Annotated in this window: 17 protein-coding genes; 16 read left to right on the plus strand and 1 reads right to left on the minus strand. The window is 33.8% G+C overall.

Going from position 1 to position 19,963, the window contains the following annotated elements:
* Positions 1 to 56: 56 nt before the first annotated feature.
* The 9 genes from C4S35_RS00630 to C4S35_RS00670 all read left to right on the plus strand — a co-directional run bounded on the left by C4S35_RS00630 (position 57) and on the right by C4S35_RS00670 (position 11,786).
* Complete coding sequence (locus tag C4S35_RS00630) at positions 57 to 1,586, plus strand: MFS transporter (protein ID WP_103998319.1); 1,530 nt, start codon at positions 57 to 59, stop codon at positions 1,584 to 1,586.
* The gene (gene pgmB, locus C4S35_RS00635; protein ID WP_103998320.1) at positions 1,579 to 2,235 is read left to right on the plus strand and encodes a beta-phosphoglucomutase; all 657 of its coding nucleotides are present in this window, start codon (positions 1,579 to 1,581) and stop codon (positions 2,233 to 2,235) included. The genes C4S35_RS00630 and pgmB overlap by 8 nt, the downstream gene beginning before the upstream one ends.
* A 112-nt stretch (positions 2,236 to 2,347) precedes the next feature.
* Positions 2,348 to 4,651 (plus strand): glycoside hydrolase family 65 protein, encoded by a 2,304-nt coding sequence (locus C4S35_RS00640; RefSeq protein WP_103998321.1) that lies wholly within the window; start codon positions 2,348 to 2,350, stop codon positions 4,649 to 4,651.
* Between the two features lie 236 nt (positions 4,652 to 4,887).
* Positions 4,888 to 6,693 (plus strand): glycoside hydrolase family 13 protein, encoded by a 1,806-nt coding sequence (locus C4S35_RS00645; protein ID WP_244175165.1) that lies wholly within the window; start codon positions 4,888 to 4,890, stop codon positions 6,691 to 6,693.
* Between the two features lie 48 nt (positions 6,694 to 6,741).
* The gene (locus tag C4S35_RS00650) at positions 6,742 to 8,400 is read left to right on the plus strand and encodes an alpha-amylase family glycosyl hydrolase (RefSeq protein WP_103998323.1); all 1,659 of its coding nucleotides are present in this window, start codon (positions 6,742 to 6,744) and stop codon (positions 8,398 to 8,400) included.
* An 88-nt stretch (positions 8,401 to 8,488) separates the two neighbouring features.
* Positions 8,489 to 9,166, plus strand: a complete 678-nt coding sequence (locus C4S35_RS00655; protein WP_103998765.1) for a glycerophosphodiester phosphodiesterase — start codon at positions 8,489 to 8,491, stop codon at positions 9,164 to 9,166.
* Positions 9,167 to 9,269: 103 nt separating this feature from the next.
* The gene (locus C4S35_RS00660; RefSeq protein ID WP_103998324.1) at positions 9,270 to 9,677 is read left to right on the plus strand and encodes a GxxExxY protein; all 408 of its coding nucleotides are present in this window, start codon (positions 9,270 to 9,272) and stop codon (positions 9,675 to 9,677) included.
* 35 nt (positions 9,678 to 9,712) lie between these two features.
* Entirely contained in the window at positions 9,713 to 10,921 is a 1,209-nt protein-coding gene (locus C4S35_RS00665; protein WP_103998766.1) for a BaiN/RdsA family NAD(P)/FAD-dependent oxidoreductase, read from the plus strand.
* Between the two features lie 124 nt (positions 10,922 to 11,045).
* Complete coding sequence (locus tag C4S35_RS00670) at positions 11,046 to 11,786, plus strand: hypothetical protein (RefSeq protein ID WP_103998325.1); 741 nt, start codon at positions 11,046 to 11,048, stop codon at positions 11,784 to 11,786.
* Between the two features lie 53 nt (positions 11,787 to 11,839).
* On the opposite strand, the gene C4S35_RS00675 is transcribed toward C4S35_RS00670, so the two are convergent.
* On the minus strand, positions 11,840 to 12,316 hold the full coding sequence (locus tag C4S35_RS00675) for a TspO/MBR family protein (protein ID WP_103998326.1): 477 nt from the start codon (positions 12,314 to 12,316) through the stop codon (positions 11,840 to 11,842).
* 113 nt (positions 12,317 to 12,429) lie between these two features.
* Between C4S35_RS00675 and C4S35_RS00680 the strand changes: the two genes are divergently transcribed.
* The 7 genes from C4S35_RS00680 to C4S35_RS00710 all read left to right on the plus strand — a co-directional run bounded on the left by C4S35_RS00680 (position 12,430) and on the right by C4S35_RS00710 (position 19,921).
* Entirely contained in the window at positions 12,430 to 13,515 is a 1,086-nt protein-coding gene (locus C4S35_RS00680; RefSeq protein WP_103998327.1) for a diphosphomevalonate decarboxylase, read from the plus strand.
* A 34-nt stretch (positions 13,516 to 13,549) separates the two neighbouring features.
* Positions 13,550 to 13,744, plus strand: a complete 195-nt coding sequence (locus C4S35_RS00685) for a hypothetical protein (RefSeq protein ID WP_103998328.1) — start codon at positions 13,550 to 13,552, stop codon at positions 13,742 to 13,744.
* Between the two features lie 50 nt (positions 13,745 to 13,794).
* Positions 13,795 to 14,733 (plus strand): mevalonate kinase family protein, encoded by a 939-nt coding sequence (locus tag C4S35_RS00690; protein ID WP_103998329.1) that lies wholly within the window; start codon positions 13,795 to 13,797, stop codon positions 14,731 to 14,733.
* A gap of 47 nt (positions 14,734 to 14,780) precedes the next feature.
* Positions 14,781 to 15,734, plus strand: coding sequence for a geranylgeranylglycerol-phosphate geranylgeranyltransferase (locus tag C4S35_RS00695; protein ID WP_103998330.1), 954 nt, complete (start codon positions 14,781 to 14,783; stop codon positions 15,732 to 15,734).
* 258 nt (positions 15,735 to 15,992) lie between these two features.
* Positions 15,993 to 16,901, plus strand: a complete 909-nt coding sequence (locus tag C4S35_RS00700; protein ID WP_103998331.1) for a pseudouridine synthase — start codon at positions 15,993 to 15,995, stop codon at positions 16,899 to 16,901.
* An 86-nt stretch (positions 16,902 to 16,987) separates the two neighbouring features.
* The gene (locus C4S35_RS00705) at positions 16,988 to 17,350 is read left to right on the plus strand and encodes a nuclear transport factor 2 family protein (protein ID WP_103998332.1); all 363 of its coding nucleotides are present in this window, start codon (positions 16,988 to 16,990) and stop codon (positions 17,348 to 17,350) included.
* A gap of 303 nt (positions 17,351 to 17,653) precedes the next feature.
* Positions 17,654 to 19,921: a glycoside hydrolase family 3 N-terminal domain-containing protein gene (locus C4S35_RS00710; RefSeq protein WP_103998333.1), complete on the plus strand. Its 2,268-nt coding sequence runs from the start codon at positions 17,654 to 17,656 to the stop codon at positions 19,919 to 19,921.
* Positions 19,922 to 19,963 lie beyond the last annotated feature (42 nt).

A 19,963-nucleotide genomic window follows, 5' to 3' on the forward strand; every position in this document is an offset into this window, starting at 1 on the left:
TAAGACAAGTTTTGATAAGCATAGCGCTTATCGTATTAATTTTTTAAATTACGATAATGGAAAAGCGTAAATTAAGTTTCTGGCAAATTTGGAACATGAGTTTCGGATTTCTGGGAATTCAAATGGGTTTTGCCTTGCAAAACTCTAATGTCAGCAGAATATTTCAAACTTTAGGTGCAAATATTGATGACATCCCAATTTTATGGGTTGCTGCTCCTTTGACCGGATTAATTATTCAACCAATTATTGGCTATTTTTCAGATAGAACCTGGACAAAATTAGGACGAAGAAAACCTTATTTTTTAGCAGGTGCAATTTTAGCATCGGGAGCCTTATTTATAATGCCTAATTCTCCAGTGCTATGGTTTGCAGCAGGAATGCTTTGGATCATGGATGCTTCTATCAATGTTTCAATGGAACCATTTCGTGCTTTTGTTGGAGACAACCTCCCAGAAAAGCAACGCACAATGGGATTTGCAATGCAAAGTTTTTTTATTGGTATTGGTGCTTATTTCGCTTCAAAACTACCTTTGATTTTTACTCATTTAGGAGTTCAAAACACAGCACCCCTTGGAATCATTCCTGATTCAGTAAAATATTCCTTTTATTTGGGTGGAATTGTATTTATCCTAACGGTACTATGGACCGTTATTACTTCTAAAGAATATTCCCCAGAAGAATTAGAAGCTTTTGAGAAACACAAAGAAGCAACTTTTATAAAAGAAGAACATTCTGCTGATTGGTTTGCATCTAATGCAAAATCGCATTTAACAAAGGGAATTTCATTTCTAATTGTTAGTGTACTATTTTCGTTAGCCATCTTTCAATTTGATTTAAAGAAAGATTTATACGTTTTATCACTTGGGCTTATTGGTTTGGGCGGCTTGGCAATGTTAATTTCGGGATTAATGCAAAAAACAAATAATACTGAAAATGGATTTGTAACTATTATGAATGATTTTCAGTTTATGCCAAAAATCATGAAACAATTGGCCTGGGTTCAATTCTTTTCCTGGTTTGCGCTTTTCTCGATGTGGATTTACACCACTCTAGCCGTTACTCAACACATTTACGGCACAACAGATACTACTTCTACTGCATACAATACTGGCGCAAATCAAGTAGGTGAAATGTTTGCTAATTACAATTTAATTGCGGCACTTGCTTCTTTTTTACTGCCTTTGTTAGCCAAATATACCAGTAGAAAATTTACCCATTTTGCGGCATTAGTATGTGGCGGTCTTGGTCTCATATCGATTTATTTTATAAAAGAACCAACCACATTTACGATGGAATGGCTTCCAATGATTGGTGTTGGAATTGCTTGGGCAAGTATTTTATCTATACCATACGCCATGCTATCCGGCTCATTGCCAGCTGCCAAGATGGGATATTACATGGGAGTTTTCAACTTCTTTATCGTAATTCCACAATTAGTTGCCGCATCCATTTTAGGATTTTTAGTCTCTAAATTTTTTAACAGCGAACCTATATACGCACTTTTAATTGGTGGAGCATCAATGATTCTTGCCGGAATTATTGCACTTACCATTAATGACGAATCAAAAATTATAATAAATGAATAAAAAAGCATTCATCTTCGACCTTGACGGAGTTATTGTTGACACCGCCAAATACCATTTTCTGGCTTGGCAAAAAATTGCAAAAGAATTAAATATTGATTTCACACTCGAACATAACGAACTTTTGAAAGGAGTTAGCCGAGTACGTTCCTTAGACATAATTTTAGAATTAGGCAAAGTAAAAGCTTCGCAGGAAGACAAAAACAAATGGTTGATTCAAAAAAACGAGGACTATCTAACTTATCTGGTTGACATGGATGAAAGTGAAATTCTTCCCGGTGTTTTTACAATTTTAAAATTTTTAAAAGAAAAAAACCAACCTGTAGCTTTAGGTTCCGCGAGTAAAAATGCCAGACCTATTCTGGAGAAAACAGGTATCTTAAGTTATTTTGATGCTATTGTAGATGGAAATGATGTTACCAATGCCAAGCCTGATCCGGAAGTTTTTCTTACAGCGGCTAAACTATTAAACATAAGCCCTGAAAACGCACTAGTTTTTGAAGATTCAGTGGCCGGTGTACAAGCCGCCAATATTGGAAAAATGACCAGTATAGGAATTGGTGAAGAATCGATTTTGCATGAAGCAAAATACATCTTTAAAGACTTTATAGCCATAGATACCAATTTCATAGAAGAATTAATTAGAAAATAAAAAGATAGATTAAAAAGAAACAAGAAGCAAGAGGTTAGAAAAACTGCGATGAATTTGAACAACTCTAAACTTCTAGACCTTAAACTTTTTAAACTTTAAACAAAAGTAAAGAATGAACCAAGATTATATAAAGCCGGACAATTGGTCGATCATTGAAGAAGGATTTGATGTAGAGAGCGTAAAATCATCTGAGAGTCTTTTCAGCATTGGTAACGGAGCGATGGGACAACGTGCGAATTTTGAAGAAAATTATACCGGTGAAACATTTCAAGGAAGTTATATTGCCGGAATATATTATCCTGATAAAACCAAAGTGGGTTGGTGGAAAAATGGATATCCTGAATATTTTGCCAAAGTTTTGAATGCTCCAAATTGGATTGGAATCAACATCGAAATCAACGGCGAAAACTTGGATTTGAATACGTGTAAATCAGTTACAAATTTTCGTCGGGAATTAAATATGAAAGAAGGCTGGTACGACCGTTCCTTTGAGGCGACTCTAAAAAACGGAACTGAAATTTCAGTAAATATCCGTCGTTTCCTATCTATAGTTCTAGATGAAGTTGGCATCATCAATTATGAAATCATACCTTTAAATAAAGATGCCAAAATAATTTACAAACCTTACATAGATGCTGGGGTATCCAATGAGGACGCTAACTGGGAAGAAAAATTCTGGGAACCACTAGATGTAAAAAAGGCAGGAAACGAGGGTTTCATAACTGCACAAACATTCAAAACGCATTTCAAGGTAACTACTTTTATGCAAAACAGTATTCTGATTAATGGGGAAAAAACAAGTATTTCTCCTTCAAGTATCGAAGCTGTTTCGGATAAAATTAAATTTAATTATGACGTTGTTGTGGCTCAAGGCCAAAAATCATCTATCCAAAAAATTGGTGGTTACACCGTTTCTTTAAATCATGCAAATACGCAAACTGCCGCCGAAAAAGTAATCCAAACAGCACTTGCAAAAGGGTACGATACTATGTTACAAGACCAAATTAATGCTTGGGCAAAAATTTGGGAAATGTCTGATATTACGATTGAAGGTGACGTGAAAGCGCAACAAGGAATTCGTTTCAATATTTTTCAGTTGAATCAGACCTATTTGGGAAAAGATTCTCGTTTGAATATTGGACCAAAAGGATTCACAGGAGAAAAATATGGGGGATCTACTTATTGGGATACTGAAGCCTATTGCATTCCGTTTTACATGGCGACCAAAGACCAAGAAGTGGCACGAAACTTATTGACGTACCGCTACAATCAATTAGACAAAGCTATTGAAAATGCTGCAAAATTAGGTTTTACAAACGGCGCAGCTTTGTATCCAATGGTGACGATGAATGGCGAAGAATGCCATAACGAATGGGAAATTACATTTGAAGAAATTCATAGAAACGGAGCTATTGCATTTGCCATCTATAACTTTTATAGATACACTGGCGATTACAGTTATATTCCAGAAAAAGGACTGGAAGTATTGATAGGGATTGCACGTTTCTGGCATCAAAGAGCGAATTTCTCGACTAATCTTGATAAATATGTAATCCTAGGAGTTACAGGACCAAACGAATATGAAAACAACGTAAACAATAATTTCTATACCAATTATATTGCAAAATGGTGTTTGGATTACACATACGAACAGATTCAAAAAGTATCATTAGAATATCCATCGGATCATAAAAGAATTACTGAAAAAGTAAAAATCGCTGAAACGGAATTACAGTCTTGGAAAAAAGTTGCTGATAATATGTACTTCCCTTTTTCGGAAGAGCATAATGTTTACCTGCAACAAGATGGATTTTTGGATAAAGATTTAGTTAGAGTAGCTGATTTAGACAAAAGCCAAAGACCAATAAACCAAAAATGGTCTTGGGACAGAATTCTACGTTCCCCTTATATTAAACAAGCCGATGTTTTGCAGTGTTTCTATTTTTTTGAAGATCATTTTTCTAAGGAACAACTAAAAAATAATTTTGAATTTTACGAATCATTTACGGTTCATGAAAGTTCACTTTCGCCATGCGTACACTCGATTCAGGCTGCTTTATTAGACAAAATGGATATGGCCTATACGTTCTATTTGAGAACTTCACGTCTTGATTTAGATGATTACAATAAAGAAGTAGAAGAAGGTTGTCATATCACCTCAATGGCCGGAACTTGGATGAGTATCGTTGAAGGTTTTGGAGGAATGAGAATTAAAGACGATAAACTTCATTTTTCTCCAAAAATCCCGAAAGAATGGAACGGCTATTCCTTTAAAATAAATTTCAGAAATCAAATTTTGAAAGTGGACATTACTCATGAAGAAACTTCATTTTCAATCGATGGTCAAAAAGAGCTGTCAATAATTGTCAATGGAAAGGCAATTGTTGTTTTGGCTAATAAATCAGTATCCGTGTAAGAAAATTAATTGTTGGAACTTGTAGTCAATTCTATCATTTAATAAGGTGCCCCTCAAGGCTCACAGACAATCCCAATTTTTATTGGGATTGTTTAATTACCAACCGTTTTTAAAATTCAGTTTTCTGCTAACGCAAATTTAATATCCCTAAAAAGTATATAATAATGAATAAAATTGGTACATTCCCGTTCATAAATAGGAGCTTTCTAAAAAAAATAATCTTATTCCTTTTCTTTATGTCTTTATCCTTAAACGCTCAAATTCAAAGGATCGAACCTCCTTTTTGGTATGCGGGTATGAACAATCCGGAATTACAAATTCTGTTTTACGGTAAAAATATAGCTGAATATCAAGTTTCAGTATCTAATGCAATAAAAATCATTAACGTTACCCGAACTGAAAATCCAAATTACATTTTCATCACAATTGATACGAAAAAAGTGCTGGCAACTAATTTGACTTTTACTTTTAAAAACAACAATAAAGAGTCGTTCACACAAGAATATTCTCTAAAGAAAAGAAGAGAAAATTCAGCGCAACGCAAAAGTTATGATTCCTCAGATATGATGTATTTGCTGATGCCAGACCGTTTTGCGAATGGAAATAGAAATAATGATAGTGAAAACACCACAACTGAAAAATACAATAGGGAATTACCTGGAGGCAGACATGGTGGTGACATTGAAGGGATTATAAAAAATCTGGATTACATCTCTTCTTTAGGAGCAACAACCATATGGAGCACGCCACTTTGCGAAGACAACGACCCTTCTTTTTCGTATCACACTTACGGTCAATCTGATGTTTATAAGATAGATCCTCGTTACGGTACCAATGAAGATTATATACGTTTGTCTTCTGAAATGCATAAAAAAAACATGAAATTGGTTATGGATTATGTAACCAATCATTGGGGAATTAAACATTGGATGATGAAAGATTTACCTACAAACGGATGGATCAATCAATTTGATAATTATACCCAAACTAATCATAAAAGAACGGTTATCAGCGATACCCATGCGTCTAAAATTGACACAGAAACCTGCTTAAACGGATGGTTTGCACCAGCAATGCCGGATTTAAACTTATCTAATCCTTTGACATTAAAGTACCTTATCCAAAATGCCCTTTGGTGGATTGAATATGCAGATTTAGATGGTTTTAGAGTTGACACCTATAATTACTCTGATCCAGTAGGAATTGCAAAATGGACAAAATCCATTACAGATGAATATCCAAATTTTAATATCGTAGGGGAAGTTTGGATGCAAAGCCAAGCGCAAATGGCCTATTGGCAAAAAGACAGCAAAATAAGCCAAATTCAAAATTATAATTCCCATTTACCAAGTGTAATGGACTTTACATTATATGAGGCAACAACAAAAGTTTTCAATGAAGATGATGGCTCTTGGGACAAAGGAATGATAAAATTCTATGACAATTTTACCAATGACTTTCTGTATCCTAACATCAACAATATGTTGGTTTTTGTTGAAAACCACGACACCAATCGGTTCAATCAGACGTACGGAAACGACATTAGAAAATATAAAATGGCAATGAGTTTACTGGCAACCATCCGTGGAATTCCGCAATTATATTACGGAAGCGAAATTGGCATGACAGGCGATAAAAACAAAGGTGATGGAGATATTCGCCAAGACTTTCCGGGCGGCTGGGAAGGAGACCAAAACAATGCTTTTATAAAAGAAGGAAGAACTCCTGGGCAACGTGAATATTTCGATTTTACGGCTAAGTTATTCAATTGGAGAAAAAGCAAATCAGTAGTTCATTTTGGAAAAATGACACATTTTATTCCAGAGAATAATGTCTATACCTATTTTAGATACAATGCCAATGAAACTGTTATGGTTTTAATAAACAACAGTAATGAAACCCATAAAATAAACACACATCGTTTCAAAGAAAACATCAAAGATTTTAAAACCGGAAAGGATGTAATTTCGGAATTAACATTTGATGTTACAAACGAAATTATTATTGAACCAAAATCAGTTTTGATTTTAGAGTTGAAATAATTCAAACCTAATAAGGCAGTTAAGAAAATAATCATTTAATTATAGAAAATGAAAAAATATTCAATTCCACTTTTACTATTAACCATGACAATTCTAAGCAGTTGCTCCATTACAAAAACAGTTTCTGAGAGTACCAAAACACCTTTCGTTTGGGAAGGAGCGAATGTTTATTTTCTAATGACGGACCGTTTTAATAATGGTGATACTTCAAATGATATAAACTTCAACAGAACTAAAACACCGGGGAAACTTCGTGGTTTTGAAGGAGGAGATATCATAGGAATTTCTAAAAAAATAGAGGAAGGCTATTTTGACAAACTGGGAATTAATGCTATTTGGTTTACACCAATTGTAGAACAAATTCACGATGGTGTTGATGAAGGAACGGGTTTAAGCTATGCCTTTCATGGGTATTGGGCCCGAGATTGGACAAATTTGGACCCTAACTTTGGAACAAAAGAAGACTTAAAAGCATTAGTAGAAAAAGCACACGCCCACGGAATCCGAATCATTCTTGACGGGGTGATCAATCATACAGGACCGGTAACGGCTGAGGATACGGTTTGGCCAAATGACTGGGTGAGAACAGGACCAACTTGTGATTATAAATCCTTCGTAAATACAACTGCCTGCACATTAGTAGAGAATCTTCCGGATGTAAAAACAGAAAGTATGGAAAATGTGGATTTACCTCCTTTTTTAATCGAAAAATGGAAAAAAGAAGGACGTTACAACCAAGAAATGAAAGAATTGGATGTATTTTTTGCCCGTACCGGTTATCCTCGAGCGCCCAAATATTACATCATTAAATGGTTGACTGATTATATTGCCGATTACGGAATTGACGGCTACAGAGCCGATACTGCAAAGCATACTGAGGAAACGGTTTGGGGTGATTTTAAAACACAATGTAATTATGCCTTTACAACTTGGAAGAAAAACAATCCTGCAAAAGTGTTAGACAACAATTCTTTTTATACAATTGCAGAAGTGTATAATTATGGAATAAGTGCAGGACAAACTTTTGATTTTGGAGATAAAAAAGTCAATTATTATGAAAATGGCTTCAACAACATGATCAATTTCGAATTCAAATGGGATGCGCAAAAAGACTATGAATTTATATTCTCCAAGTATTCTGATAAGCTAAACAATGACTTGAAAGGATATAGTGTTTTAAACTATTTGTCTTCGCATGATGACGGCGGACCTTTTGATGCCAAAAGAACAAAAAGCAAAGAAGCAGGAACTAAATTATTATTAAGTCCCGGACTTTCTCAAGTATATTACGGTGATGAAAGTGCGCGTTCTTTAGTGGTTGAAGGCACTCAAGGTGATGCGACATTGCGTTCGTTTATGAATTGGGATACTATTAAATCAAATCCTTCAACACAAAAAACGTTGTTGCATTGGCAGAAATTAGGACAATTCAGAAAAAATCATCCTTCAGTAGGTGCCGGAATCCACAAACAAATTTCGGCTCAGCCGTATGTTTTTTCCAGAACTTTTGCTCAAGGTGAATTTACAGACAAAGTAGTAATTGGATTGGATTTGGCAATTGGATTAAAAGAACTTACTGTAGGTTCTATTTTCAGTAATGGAACGACCGTAATGGATACCTATTCTGGCAAAGAAGCAATAGTTTCCAATAGAAAAGTAAGTATCGATTCAGAATTTGATATTGTTTTATTGGAATTGAAAAAATAGAAATCTAAATCTTTACAAAATAGAATCAAAAACGTCTTTAGAAATGAAGGCGTTTTTTTTATGTTTACCTTTACAGAAAATAAACAAAATGCTCAAAATCGGTCATCGTGGTGCCAAAGGACATGAATCGGAAAACACATTGATTTCCTTCCAAAAAGCATTAAACATGCAAGTAGACGGAATTGAACTGGATGTACATCTGAGTGCTGATGGCGAATTGATGGTTATTCATGATGAAACAATTGACAGAACGACCAATGGAAAAGGTTTTGTAAATAAACTATCTTTGCGCGAATTGAAGACTTTTCAAATTGATGATAAGCATCAAATTCCAATGCTAAAGGAAGTTTTTGATCTGGTAAACCAAGACTGTTTTATCAATATTGAACTCAAAAGTTATGATGCCGCAGAGAAAGTAGTTTCCCTTATTGAGAAATATGTAACTAAAAAAGGATGGAAATACGACCGTTTTTTAGTTTCCAGTTTTGATTGGAATGCCCTGCAACAAGTTCGGTTTTTAAATGAAGAAATTCCTATTGGTATTTTAACAGAAACTGATTTAGATTTGGCTTTGGCTTTTGCCAAATTCATTCAGGCAAAATCAATCCATCCCTATTTCCATTTATTGACAAAAGAGAATACGGCAAAAATCCAGGAAAAAGGAATTCAGGTTTACCCTTGGACCATTAATGAAATAGAAGATATCCAAAAAATAATAGCTTTCAATGTAAACGGAATTATTACAGATTTCCCAAATAGAATATGAACCAAAATTTGACATTATTATTTCCATTTTTCCAAATAGGATTTTATTTTTAAACCATTAAGTGAGTTAAGTCAATTAAGTAGCTAGCTAAATAGTACAATTTATGACAAAAAAAGAGATAACGCAATTATCCTATGAAATTATTGGTTACGCCATAAAAGTTCACAAAAAACTAGGACCAGGTTTATTAGAAAAAATTTATGAAGAATGCTTAAAATATGAGTTAGAAAAAAACGGGTACAATGTTAAGCAACAATTTAATGTAGAAATCGATTACTACGATTTAGAACTAGCACATCCATTACGATTAGATTTATTAGTAAATGATTGTATTATTGTAGAGTTAAAAACAGTTGAAAAATTCCACCCCATTGATGAAGCCAAATTATTAAAGTACATGAAACTATTAAGTGTTCCACAAGGATTACTTATTAATTTTAACACTACCAACATCACAAAATCGTGCAAACCCTTAATAAACGAATATTTTTCAAGGCTAGCTGATGATTAAACTTAAAAATCTTAACTTTCTTAATGGTTAAAAAAATGAATCAGAATTTTGATATAATAATAGTAGGAGGTGGCGCAGCAGGTTTTTTTACGGCAATAAATATTGTGGATAAAAACCCAAAATTAAAAGTTGCCATTCTGGAACGCGGTGCAGAAGTATTGAATAAAGTTCGTATTTCTGGTGGCGGAAGATGCAACGTGACGCACGCTTGTTTTGAGCCTAATGAATTGGTTAAGTTTTACCCGCGTGGCGAGAAAGAATTACGCGGACCTTTTCATCAGTTTAGTTCTGGTGATACGATTGAATGGTTTGAAAAACATGGCGTAGAACTCAAAATTGAAGCGGACGGACGAATGTTTCCCATTTCTAATTCTTCGCAAACCATTATCGATTGTTTCTTGACGGCTACTCAAAAACTAGGAATTGCAGTGCTTACGGGGCAAAGTGTACAATCTATTTTTAAGAAAGAAAACACATGGAAAATAGAAACGCAAAGTGAAAATTATCTTGCCGAAAAACTAATTCTGGCTACAGGAAGCAATCCTAAAGTTTGGGAAATGCTTCAAACTTTTGGTCACGCTGTCGTCAACCCGGTTCCTTCCCTGTTCACTTTTAATATCAAAGATTCAAGAATAAAAGAATTGCCCGGAGTTGCAGCTCAAGTTACTGTAAAAGTAAAAGATACCAAACTCACATCAACAGGACCTCTGTTGATCACGCACTGGGGAATGAGTGGCCCGGCGATATTGAAACTCTCTGCTTGGGGCGCTCGCATCTTGCATGACAAAAATTACCAGTTTACCATTTTTGTAAATTGGTTGAATGATGAAGACACCGCGGATGTTGAGAAAAAGCTAAAAGACTTAAAACAAGAACACGCTAAAAAATCCGTTTCTAAAAAATCCCCTTTTGAATTAACCAATAGATTATGGGAAAGTTTAGTGCTCGCTTCAGGAATTGAAGCAGAGACAAAATGGGCCGATTTGTCTAAAACACAATTGCAAAATTTAGCGAATCAATTGACTAATTGTACTTTTCAAGTCAACGGAAAAAGCACGTTTAAAGAAGAATTTGTGACTGCCGGCGGAATTGATTTAAAAGAAATTAATTTCAAAACCATGGAAAGTAAACTGCATGAAAACTTATATTTTGCAGGTGAAATCGTCAATATTGATGCTATTACCGGTGGATTTAACTTTCAGAATGCTTGGACTAGCGGGTTTATTGTGGCGAATGCTGTATAAATAAAAGTCACTAACCTGTAAAACTTTAATTAAGAGAACTTTAGTTTTTGATTAACATGAATTTATTATTCTGATTTAATTTTGATAGAATGATTTGAATATGTTTGTAATCAAAATATTACGAATGATAAAAATCTACTTTTCTTTTCTATTACTGTTTTTTGTGTTTCAATCTACTTTTTCACAAACCGAAAAATTAATTGACGGCAAAGTTTTGCACGAACGATTTCCTGTCGGAAAAGTTGAAGTGGTCAATTTTAATTCTAAAAAAACTACAATTACAAATGCAGCCGGTGAATTTTCTATAGTAGTAAAAACGGGCGATGCACTCCTTTTTGTCTCAATAAACCATGATATCAAAAAAATTGTAGTGGATCAAAATACCATTGACAAAAACAATCTTCTTATTTCATTAATTCTTAAACCAGAGCAATTAGACGAAGTTGTTGTTACAAAACTGCCTTCTATTAAATGGGAAAAAGATAAGAAATGGGAACAAGGAAAGATTGATCAATACGCTGTGGAGAAAGCAGCAAGAACTCCAAAAATCCTTGGGATTAATAATGGAACTATCGAAAACGGAATGGATTTTATGCGAATTGGCGGAATGATTTTAGGCTTATTCGTAAAAGAAAAAGAAAAAATCAAAAAAAGTCCCCCAAAAATCGAATTCATAGCATTAGCAAAAAGCAGCTGTGATCAGAAGTTTTATACAGAAACTTTAAAATTAAAACCAGATGAAATACCTCTTTTCCTTCAATTTTGCGATGCAGATCCTAAGTCGAAAACACTAATTGAAAATCACAACATACTCAGCATGATGGATTTTTTATCCACCAAGAATATTGAATTTAAGAAGCTGTAAGACTTTGAGAAATAGATGAAATTATGATCACAAGATAAACTGAAAACTGCCAACTACTTATTTAGCCACCAAATACTTGCATTTAAAACAGCAGCAAAACTTACCCAAGCCAAATACGGAATGAATAAATAACCCGCAATTCTATTGATTTTAGAAAACTGTATATAGGTTTCATAAATCATTAGCAACAACACAATAATCTCTAAACCGGCCAGCATTGGGTTGTGTAATCCAAAGAATAAATACGACCACAATGCATTTAATGCCAATTGTATGGCAAAGAAAATCAACGCTTTTTTGACAATTTCTTTTTCAAATTCGATTCGGTTCCAGACTAATCCTGCAGCAACACCCATCATGATATAAAGCATACTCCAAACGGGTGCAAAAATCCAATTGGGCGGATTAAAACTTGGTTTTACCAAAGTTGGGTACCAAGTCACAATTGCAGAACGGGTAACCATTCCAGAAAAATAACCAATCACAAGACAGGTTACAACCATCGTTAAAATTCGAGTAATCTTAGTCATAATTATATTTTTCTAATGTGGGTCAAATTTAATCAAAACTTTAGTACAAATCGATAAATAAACAAATCAAAGGATAAATCAAAAAAAGTATCTTTGCATAAATTTTATCATTCATGTTTACAGCAAACGATTTTATTCCAAAAAAGTATTCACAAACTATCGAACAAGGTAATTTCGAATGGAGTGCGCCCAGTAATATTGCTTTAGTGAAATATTGGGGGAAAAAAGACAATCAGATTCCAGCCAATCCTTCGGTAAGTTTTACGTTGAATAATTGTAAAACGATTACCAAATTGGCTTTCGCCAAAAAAATAAACACTGGAAATTTTTCTTTTAACTTACTTTTTGAAGGAAAACCAAAAGAGGATTTCAAACCGAAAATCCACAAATTCTTGGAGCGAATCGAAATTTACTTGCCATTTTTGAAAGACTATCATTTTACGATTGACACGGTAAATACCTTTCCGCACAGTTCCGGAATTGCCTCTTCAGCATCAGGAATGGCGGCTTTAGCAATGAACATGATGAGTTTAGAAAAAGCGTTAAACCCGGAAATGACGGAGGAATATTTCTATCAAAAAGCCTCTTTGTTAGCTCGTTTAGGTTCGGGAAGCGCTTGCCGCAGCGTAAAAGGGCAAGTGGTAGTTTGGGGAAACCATAAAAATATCTCCGGAAGTTCCGATTTATTTGGAGTGGAATTTCCTAATGCTATTCATGATAATTTCAAGAATTACCAAGACACCATTTTACTGGTTGACAAAGGCGAAAAGCAGGTTTCAAGTACCGTTGGTCATGATTTAATGCACGACCATCCTTTTGCCGAAAGGCGATTTGCACAAGCACACGAAAACTTGGACAAACTAATTACCATTTTTAAAAACGGAAATTTAGAAGAATTTATCAAAATTGTAGAAAGTGAAGCCTTGACTTTGCATGCCATGATGATGACTTCGATGCCCTATTTCATTTTAATAAAACCCAACACATTAGAAATCATTAATGCCATTTGGAAATTTAGAAATGACACCAAAATCCCTGTTTGTTTCACATTGGATGCAGGAGCAAACGTGCATGTTTTGTATCCAAATAAGGATAAACCAAAAGTATTACAATTTATTCAGGACGAATTAGTTGGCTATTGCCAAAATCGTCAGTACATTTGTGACCAAATTGGGAATGGAGCTATTGAGATTGAATAATTTTTAATATCTTTATTTTTAAATAGTTGAAATCATGGACATTCAATCTGAAAAATTAGAATTAATAAAAATGTTATTAGAAACTAATGACAAATCCATAATTGAAGCTGTAAAAGATATTTTGAAGGCAGAGAAAAAAGAAGCTTGGGAAAAATTAACTCCTGAGCAACAAGAAGAAATTAATATCGTAATACAAAAAGAAAATCGAGGTGACATTGTCGATTTTTAAAATTATTAAAATCAAATTACCAATCCCAAATTGCTAATTACCAACATCATATGAAAGGACCTTTATTTTATTCAAAAATATTACTCTTTGGCGAATATGGAATTATTCGTGATTCAAAAGGATTGTCCATTCCTTACAATTTTTATAACGGTGCGCTTAAAAAAGACGAAAATCCATCTGATGAAGCTATAAAATCAAATGGAAATTTGAAACGTTTTCTTGTTTATTTAGAAACATTGCAAAAGGAGCAACCCGACTTAGTTACTTTTGATTTAGCAACGCTGAAAAATGATGTTGAAACGGGAATGTATTTTGATTCCAGCATTCCGCAAGGTTACGGCGTAGGAAGTAGTGGTGCACTTGTTGCTGCTATTTACGACAAATATGCACAAAATAAAATCACGGTTCTTGAAAATCTGACTCGTGAAAAATTATTGCAGTTAAAAAATATATTTTCTCAAATGGAGAGTTTTTTCCACGGAAAAAGTTCTGGTTTGGATCCATTAAATAGTTATTTGAGTATTCCAATTCTTATTAATTCAAAAGATAATATTGAAGCAACGGGAATTCCTAATCAAAGTTTTGATGGGAAAGGTGCCGTATTCTTATTAGATTCTGGTATTGTGGGCGAAACGGCTCCGATGGTAAATATTTTCATGGAAAACTTGAAAGACAAAGGATTTCGTGCTATGTTGAAAAATCAGTTTGTAAAATATACCGATGCTTGTGTGGAAAATTTCCTTGGTGGTGACATGAAGTCGCTTTTCATGAATACCAAGAAATTATCAAAAGTAGTTTTGAATAACTTCAAACCTATGATTCCGGAACAATTTCACGGAATTTGGCAACAAGGAATTGACAGCAATGACTATTATCTAAAATTATGTGGTTCAGGTGGCGGTGGTTATATATTAGGTTTCACTGAGGATCTAGAACGTGCAAAATTATCTCTAAAAGATTATAAACTGGAAGTAGTTTATCAGTTTTAGCCCTAGCCCCTAAAGGGGACTTTAAAAAAACAAATTAAATCCTTATAATGTTAAGCAGGCAGCACAAACTTTTATTGATGAAAATTATAAGTTTGTTCTCTGTCGTTAGAGGCTATAACATTCCAATTATTATTTTGGCGCAATATCTTTCGGCTATATTTATTCTTGCGCCGGAGATAAGAGCTTTGGACATTCTGCTAGATTTCAATTTATTTCTGATTGTTTTCGCTTCTTCGTTAACGATTGCTTCCGGTTACATCATTAATAATTTTTACGATAGCAAAAAAGATTTAATCAATCGTCCGAATAAATCCATGCTCGACCGATTAGTAAGTCAAAAAACAAAACTTACGGTTTATTTTTCTCTTAATTTCATTGTGGCCTTAATGTCAATGTTTGTGTCCTGGCGCGCTTTTTTATTCTTTTCTGTTTATATATTTTTCGTCTGGTTTTACTCTCATAAAATAAAAAAATATCCGATAATAGGAAATTTGACAGCTGCTTTATTGGCTGTTTTACCATTTTTTGCCATCTTATTATATTATTACACTAAAATTTCCTTTAGCGATATTGAGATTTATAAAAGTCAGCTTGCTGTAATTTTCGCTCATGCTTCTTTTTTATTTCTATTACTTTTAGTTCGGGAAATGATAAAAGATTTAGAGAATCTAAAGGGAGATTTAGCAAATGGTTACAACACAATCCCAATTATATATAGTGAAGCCGTTTCGAAGAAAGTAATCACGATTTTAACCATTTTAACGATTTTTCCCGTTTATGTTTTAATAGAAATTTACGATGTAGGTTACATGGATATTTATTTTTATGCCTGTTTAATCATCCTGATTTTTTTTCTGCTTTACTTATGGAAATCAAACACGAAATCACAATTTTTATTGCTTCATAATGTTTTAAAATTCCTTATTGTAGCTGGCGTATTTTGTATTGTTCTTATCAATCCAAGTGTGTTGTGGCATGGAAAAAAATTATTATTGATTTAAATTTTACTTTCTAGAAATTATAAAAAAGGTAAAAACAATTCTCCAATAATTCCATTTGATTAGCCCCGATTAAAACGGCATCCTTTTTCTTTTTTCTTTAAAAAAGAAAAAGATACAGTGTAAAGCGGGAAATAGCTACAAAAAAATAAAATAAAACTCCTTAATAAGCTTATTAATTAGGTAGTTAGCGTTTTCTAATTGTCAAAAATCGTTTGTCAATTATATAAATACTATCTTTGCGCAAATTATTGGAATATTATGAATAACAAGGAGGGCAATAATAAGAAAAGTGGCGCTAGAGCAAATAGCTCAAGACCAAGTTCGAATAAGCCAAAACCTGCCATGCAGAAGCGCGCTCAAGGGCCAAAAAAAGTCAAAGTAAATACTAAAGTTGCCGAAGTTGCTACTGATAAAGTAGAGAAAAAACCAAATCAGGCACCAAAGAGACCAAAAGTAAAAGACGAAATTCGTTTGAATAAATATATTGCTAATTCTGGTGCGTGCTCGCGTCGTGATGCCGATATTTACATTCAATCCGGAACGGTTAAAGTAAATGGAATTCCTGTTACTGAAATGGGATATATGGTAAAACCGGGAGATGTTGTGAATTTTGACGGTTCGACTTTGACGCCGGAGAAAAAAGTTTACATCTTATTGAACAAACCAAAAAACTTTACGACAGCCATGGACGAAGGCCAGGAATATCGTAATGTATTGGAATTAGTAAAAGGTTCTACAACTGCAAAAATTGGAGCTGTAGGTAGAATGGACAAGAATACCACTGGTTTGTTATTGTTCACAAATGATACGGATATGATTCGTAAATTTACTTTACCGAGTCAAAAATCATCTAAAATATACCAAGTTTCATTAGATAAAAACTTGAAATTTGAGGATTTAGAAAAAATAAATAAAGGTTTAACTCTTGATGGACATCGAGTTTTTGTAGAAGATGTAAGTTACATTGATGGTGAAGCGAAAAGTGAAATTGGCTTGCAATTAAGATCGTCTAACGTAAAAGTAGTTCGTAATATTTTTGAACATTTTAGTTATGATGTATTAAGGATTGACAGAGTTTCTTTTGCTGGTTTGACCAAAAAGAATTTACCAAGAGGAAACTGGAGATTGCTTACAGAACAAGAAATTATTAATTTGAAGAACGTTTAATATTTCTTTGAAATTATAAAACTAAAATCCCTTTTCGCTTAGAGTGAAATGGGATTTTTTTAATTAAAAATTGAAACTCAATTACCATGACACCAGAAAAATTACAGTCGATTGCTTTTAAATGGTTCGAAACCTTTAACAACAAAGAATTAGAAAAACTATTGTCACTGTATGATGATGAGGCCGTGCATTTTAGTCCAAAACTAAAAATTCACAAACCAGAAACCAATGGATTTGTTACGGGGAAACAAGCATTGCGTGACTGGTGGCAGGATGCGTTTGAACGTTTGCCAAGTTTGAACTATAAAGTAAAATCGCTTACTGCAAATGGAGATCGTGTCTTTATGGAATATATCAGAACCGTGAATGGAGAAGAAGATATGCTTGTTGCAGAAGTACTCGACATTAAAGAAAATAAAATAATTGCGTCCCGAGTATATCACGGATAAAATAACCTCATTTAAGTACTTATTTTAACAATATAGAAAAACAACTCCTAAAATCCCATTCCCTTTAAAAGGAATTGGATTTTTTTTTTAAACAGACAGCTTTAAAGCAAAAATAACTTCACTTTCGGGAAACCTTTCTTTTAAAACGAAAACGTTAAACCCCTTGAAAATTAAGGAAATAATCTGTCTGAGGTAGCGCTGTACAAAAAATAGCATATATTTAAAATTGAGTAATTAAAAATATAATTTTATTCATTAGTTTTTAAATATTTTAAAAAACCAACCAAAAGACAAACACAAAAAATGAAAAAAACAATTCTCTTATTATTTGTAATCATCCTCTGCCCAAAGTCCTCCTGGAGTCAAGACAGTAAAGCTCAAAAATCAGAAATAAACCAGAAAGTTTCTGACTTACTTTCTAAAATGAGCATTGAAGAAAAAATTGGGCAAATGACTCAAATTACCGTCACTAATTTTGAAGCAAAGGGCAAACCTGGTGTTTTTGACATGGCAAAATTAAGAGAAGCGATTCAAACATATCATATAGGTTCTATCTTGAATGTACCAAATCCCGGCGCACCAACAATTAAGAAATGGAACGAAGTCATTACTACAATAAGCAATGAAGCCAACAAAACCAGACTCAAAATTCCGGTGCTATATGGTATCGATGCCATCCACGGATCAAGTTATACTGCCGGCGCCACTTTGTTCCCGCAACAAATAGGAATTGCAGCAACATTTAATACTGAAATTGCCAGAAAAGGAGCGGAGATTTCAGCTTATGAAACTAGAGCTTCCTCAATTCCATGGGTTTTTTCGCCAGATTTAGACTTACCTAGAAATCCTTCTTGGTCAAGAATATGGGAATCTTTTGGAGAGGACGCTTATTTATCTTCTCAAATGGGCAAGGCAATGGTGGAGGGATTTGAAGGAAATAATGTGGCTTTTAAATACCATGTAGCTTCTTGTATGAAACATTTCATAGGTTATGGAAGTACTACAACTGGAAAAGATAGAACCCCAAGTATTATCCCAGAACGTGTTTTAAGACAATTTGATTTAACAATTTATCAAGCTGCAATTAAAGCCGGTGCCAAAAGCATTATGGTGAGTTCTGGCGAAATAAATGGAACTCCTATTCACGCGAGCAAACATCTGATTACAGATATATTGAAAACAGAATTAGGATTTGAAGGCGTGGTCGTTACGGATTGGAAAGATATTATTTATTTGCATTCTCGCCATAAAGTAGCGGAGACTAATAGAGATGCCGTACGAATCGCTGTTTTGGCTGGAATTGACATGAGTATGGTACCGGAAGATTATACCTTTTATACTGATTTATTAGATTTGGTAGCCAAAGGTGAAGTCCCTGTGTCACGAATTGATGATGCCGTTTCCAGAATTTTACAAATGAAATTCAAATTAAATCTATTCCAAGATACCGTTGCTAATTTAAAGGATTACCCAAAATTTGGCTCACCGGAATTTATCAGCGAAGCTTATAATGCAGCGGCAGAATCAATTACTTTATTAAAAAATAATGACGCTGTTTTACCTTTAGCAAAAAATGAAAAAATATTAGTCACAGGCCCTACTGCGAATAGCATGAAATATTTAAATGGTGGGTGGTCCTACAACTGGCAAGGCGAAAATTCAGACACCTATGCTGCAGATAAATTTACTATACTAGAAGCTTTAATGGATAAAGCAGGACATGAAAATGTGCTTTATACACAAGGGGCCGATTTTGCTACTTTTAATGATGCCGAAATAGAAAAAACTGTAGAATTAGGAAAAAGCGCTTCGAAAATAATTTTGTGTCTCGGGGAAAAAAATTATACTGAAACTCCTGGTGACATTAGTAATTTATACATAACCGAGTCGCAATCCAGACTAGCCTTGGCTTTATCGAAACTAAACAAACCTATTATTTTAGTTTTGAACGAAGGAAGGCCGCGATTAATCAGCAACTTTGAAGACAAAATGAATGCAGTTATCCAATGTTACCTGCCTGGAAACGAAGGCGCCAGAGCTTTGGCTGACATTCTTTTCGGAACTATTAATCCAAGTGGAAAATTACCATACAATTACCCACGGTACCCTAATTCATTAGAAAAATACAATAGAAAACACACTGAGAGTTTAGAAGACGAAGAGCAAAATAACGATGCTAAATATGAAAAAAGCTATTCTCCACAATTTGAATTTGGTTCTGGTTTATCATATACCACTTTTGCGTATTCAAATTTAAAAATAGATAAATCAGAAATAAATGATACCGATGATTTAATAGTAACTGTTGATGTAAAAAACACTGGAAAATTAGCCGGAAAAGAAGCGGTTTTACTTTATTTATCTGATAATTATGCCAGTATTACTCCTGAAGTAAAAGCATTAAAAAGATTTACAAAAATTAGTTTAGTGCCAAATGAAACCAAAACTATAATCTTCACTTTGAATCAGAAAGATTTACAGTTTGTGAACAATGACTTGAAATGGATATCCGAAAAAGGAACATTCAAAATACAAATTGAGAAACTTACAAAAGAGTTTTTGTTAAAATAAAATTGCTTTTAAATAATGATTAAAGAAAAGCTTCTCGATCTG

The organism is Flavobacterium urumqiense, from assembly GCF_900108015.1.
Taxonomy (GTDB): domain Bacteria; phylum Bacteroidota; class Bacteroidia; order Flavobacteriales; family Flavobacteriaceae; genus Flavobacterium; species Flavobacterium urumqiense.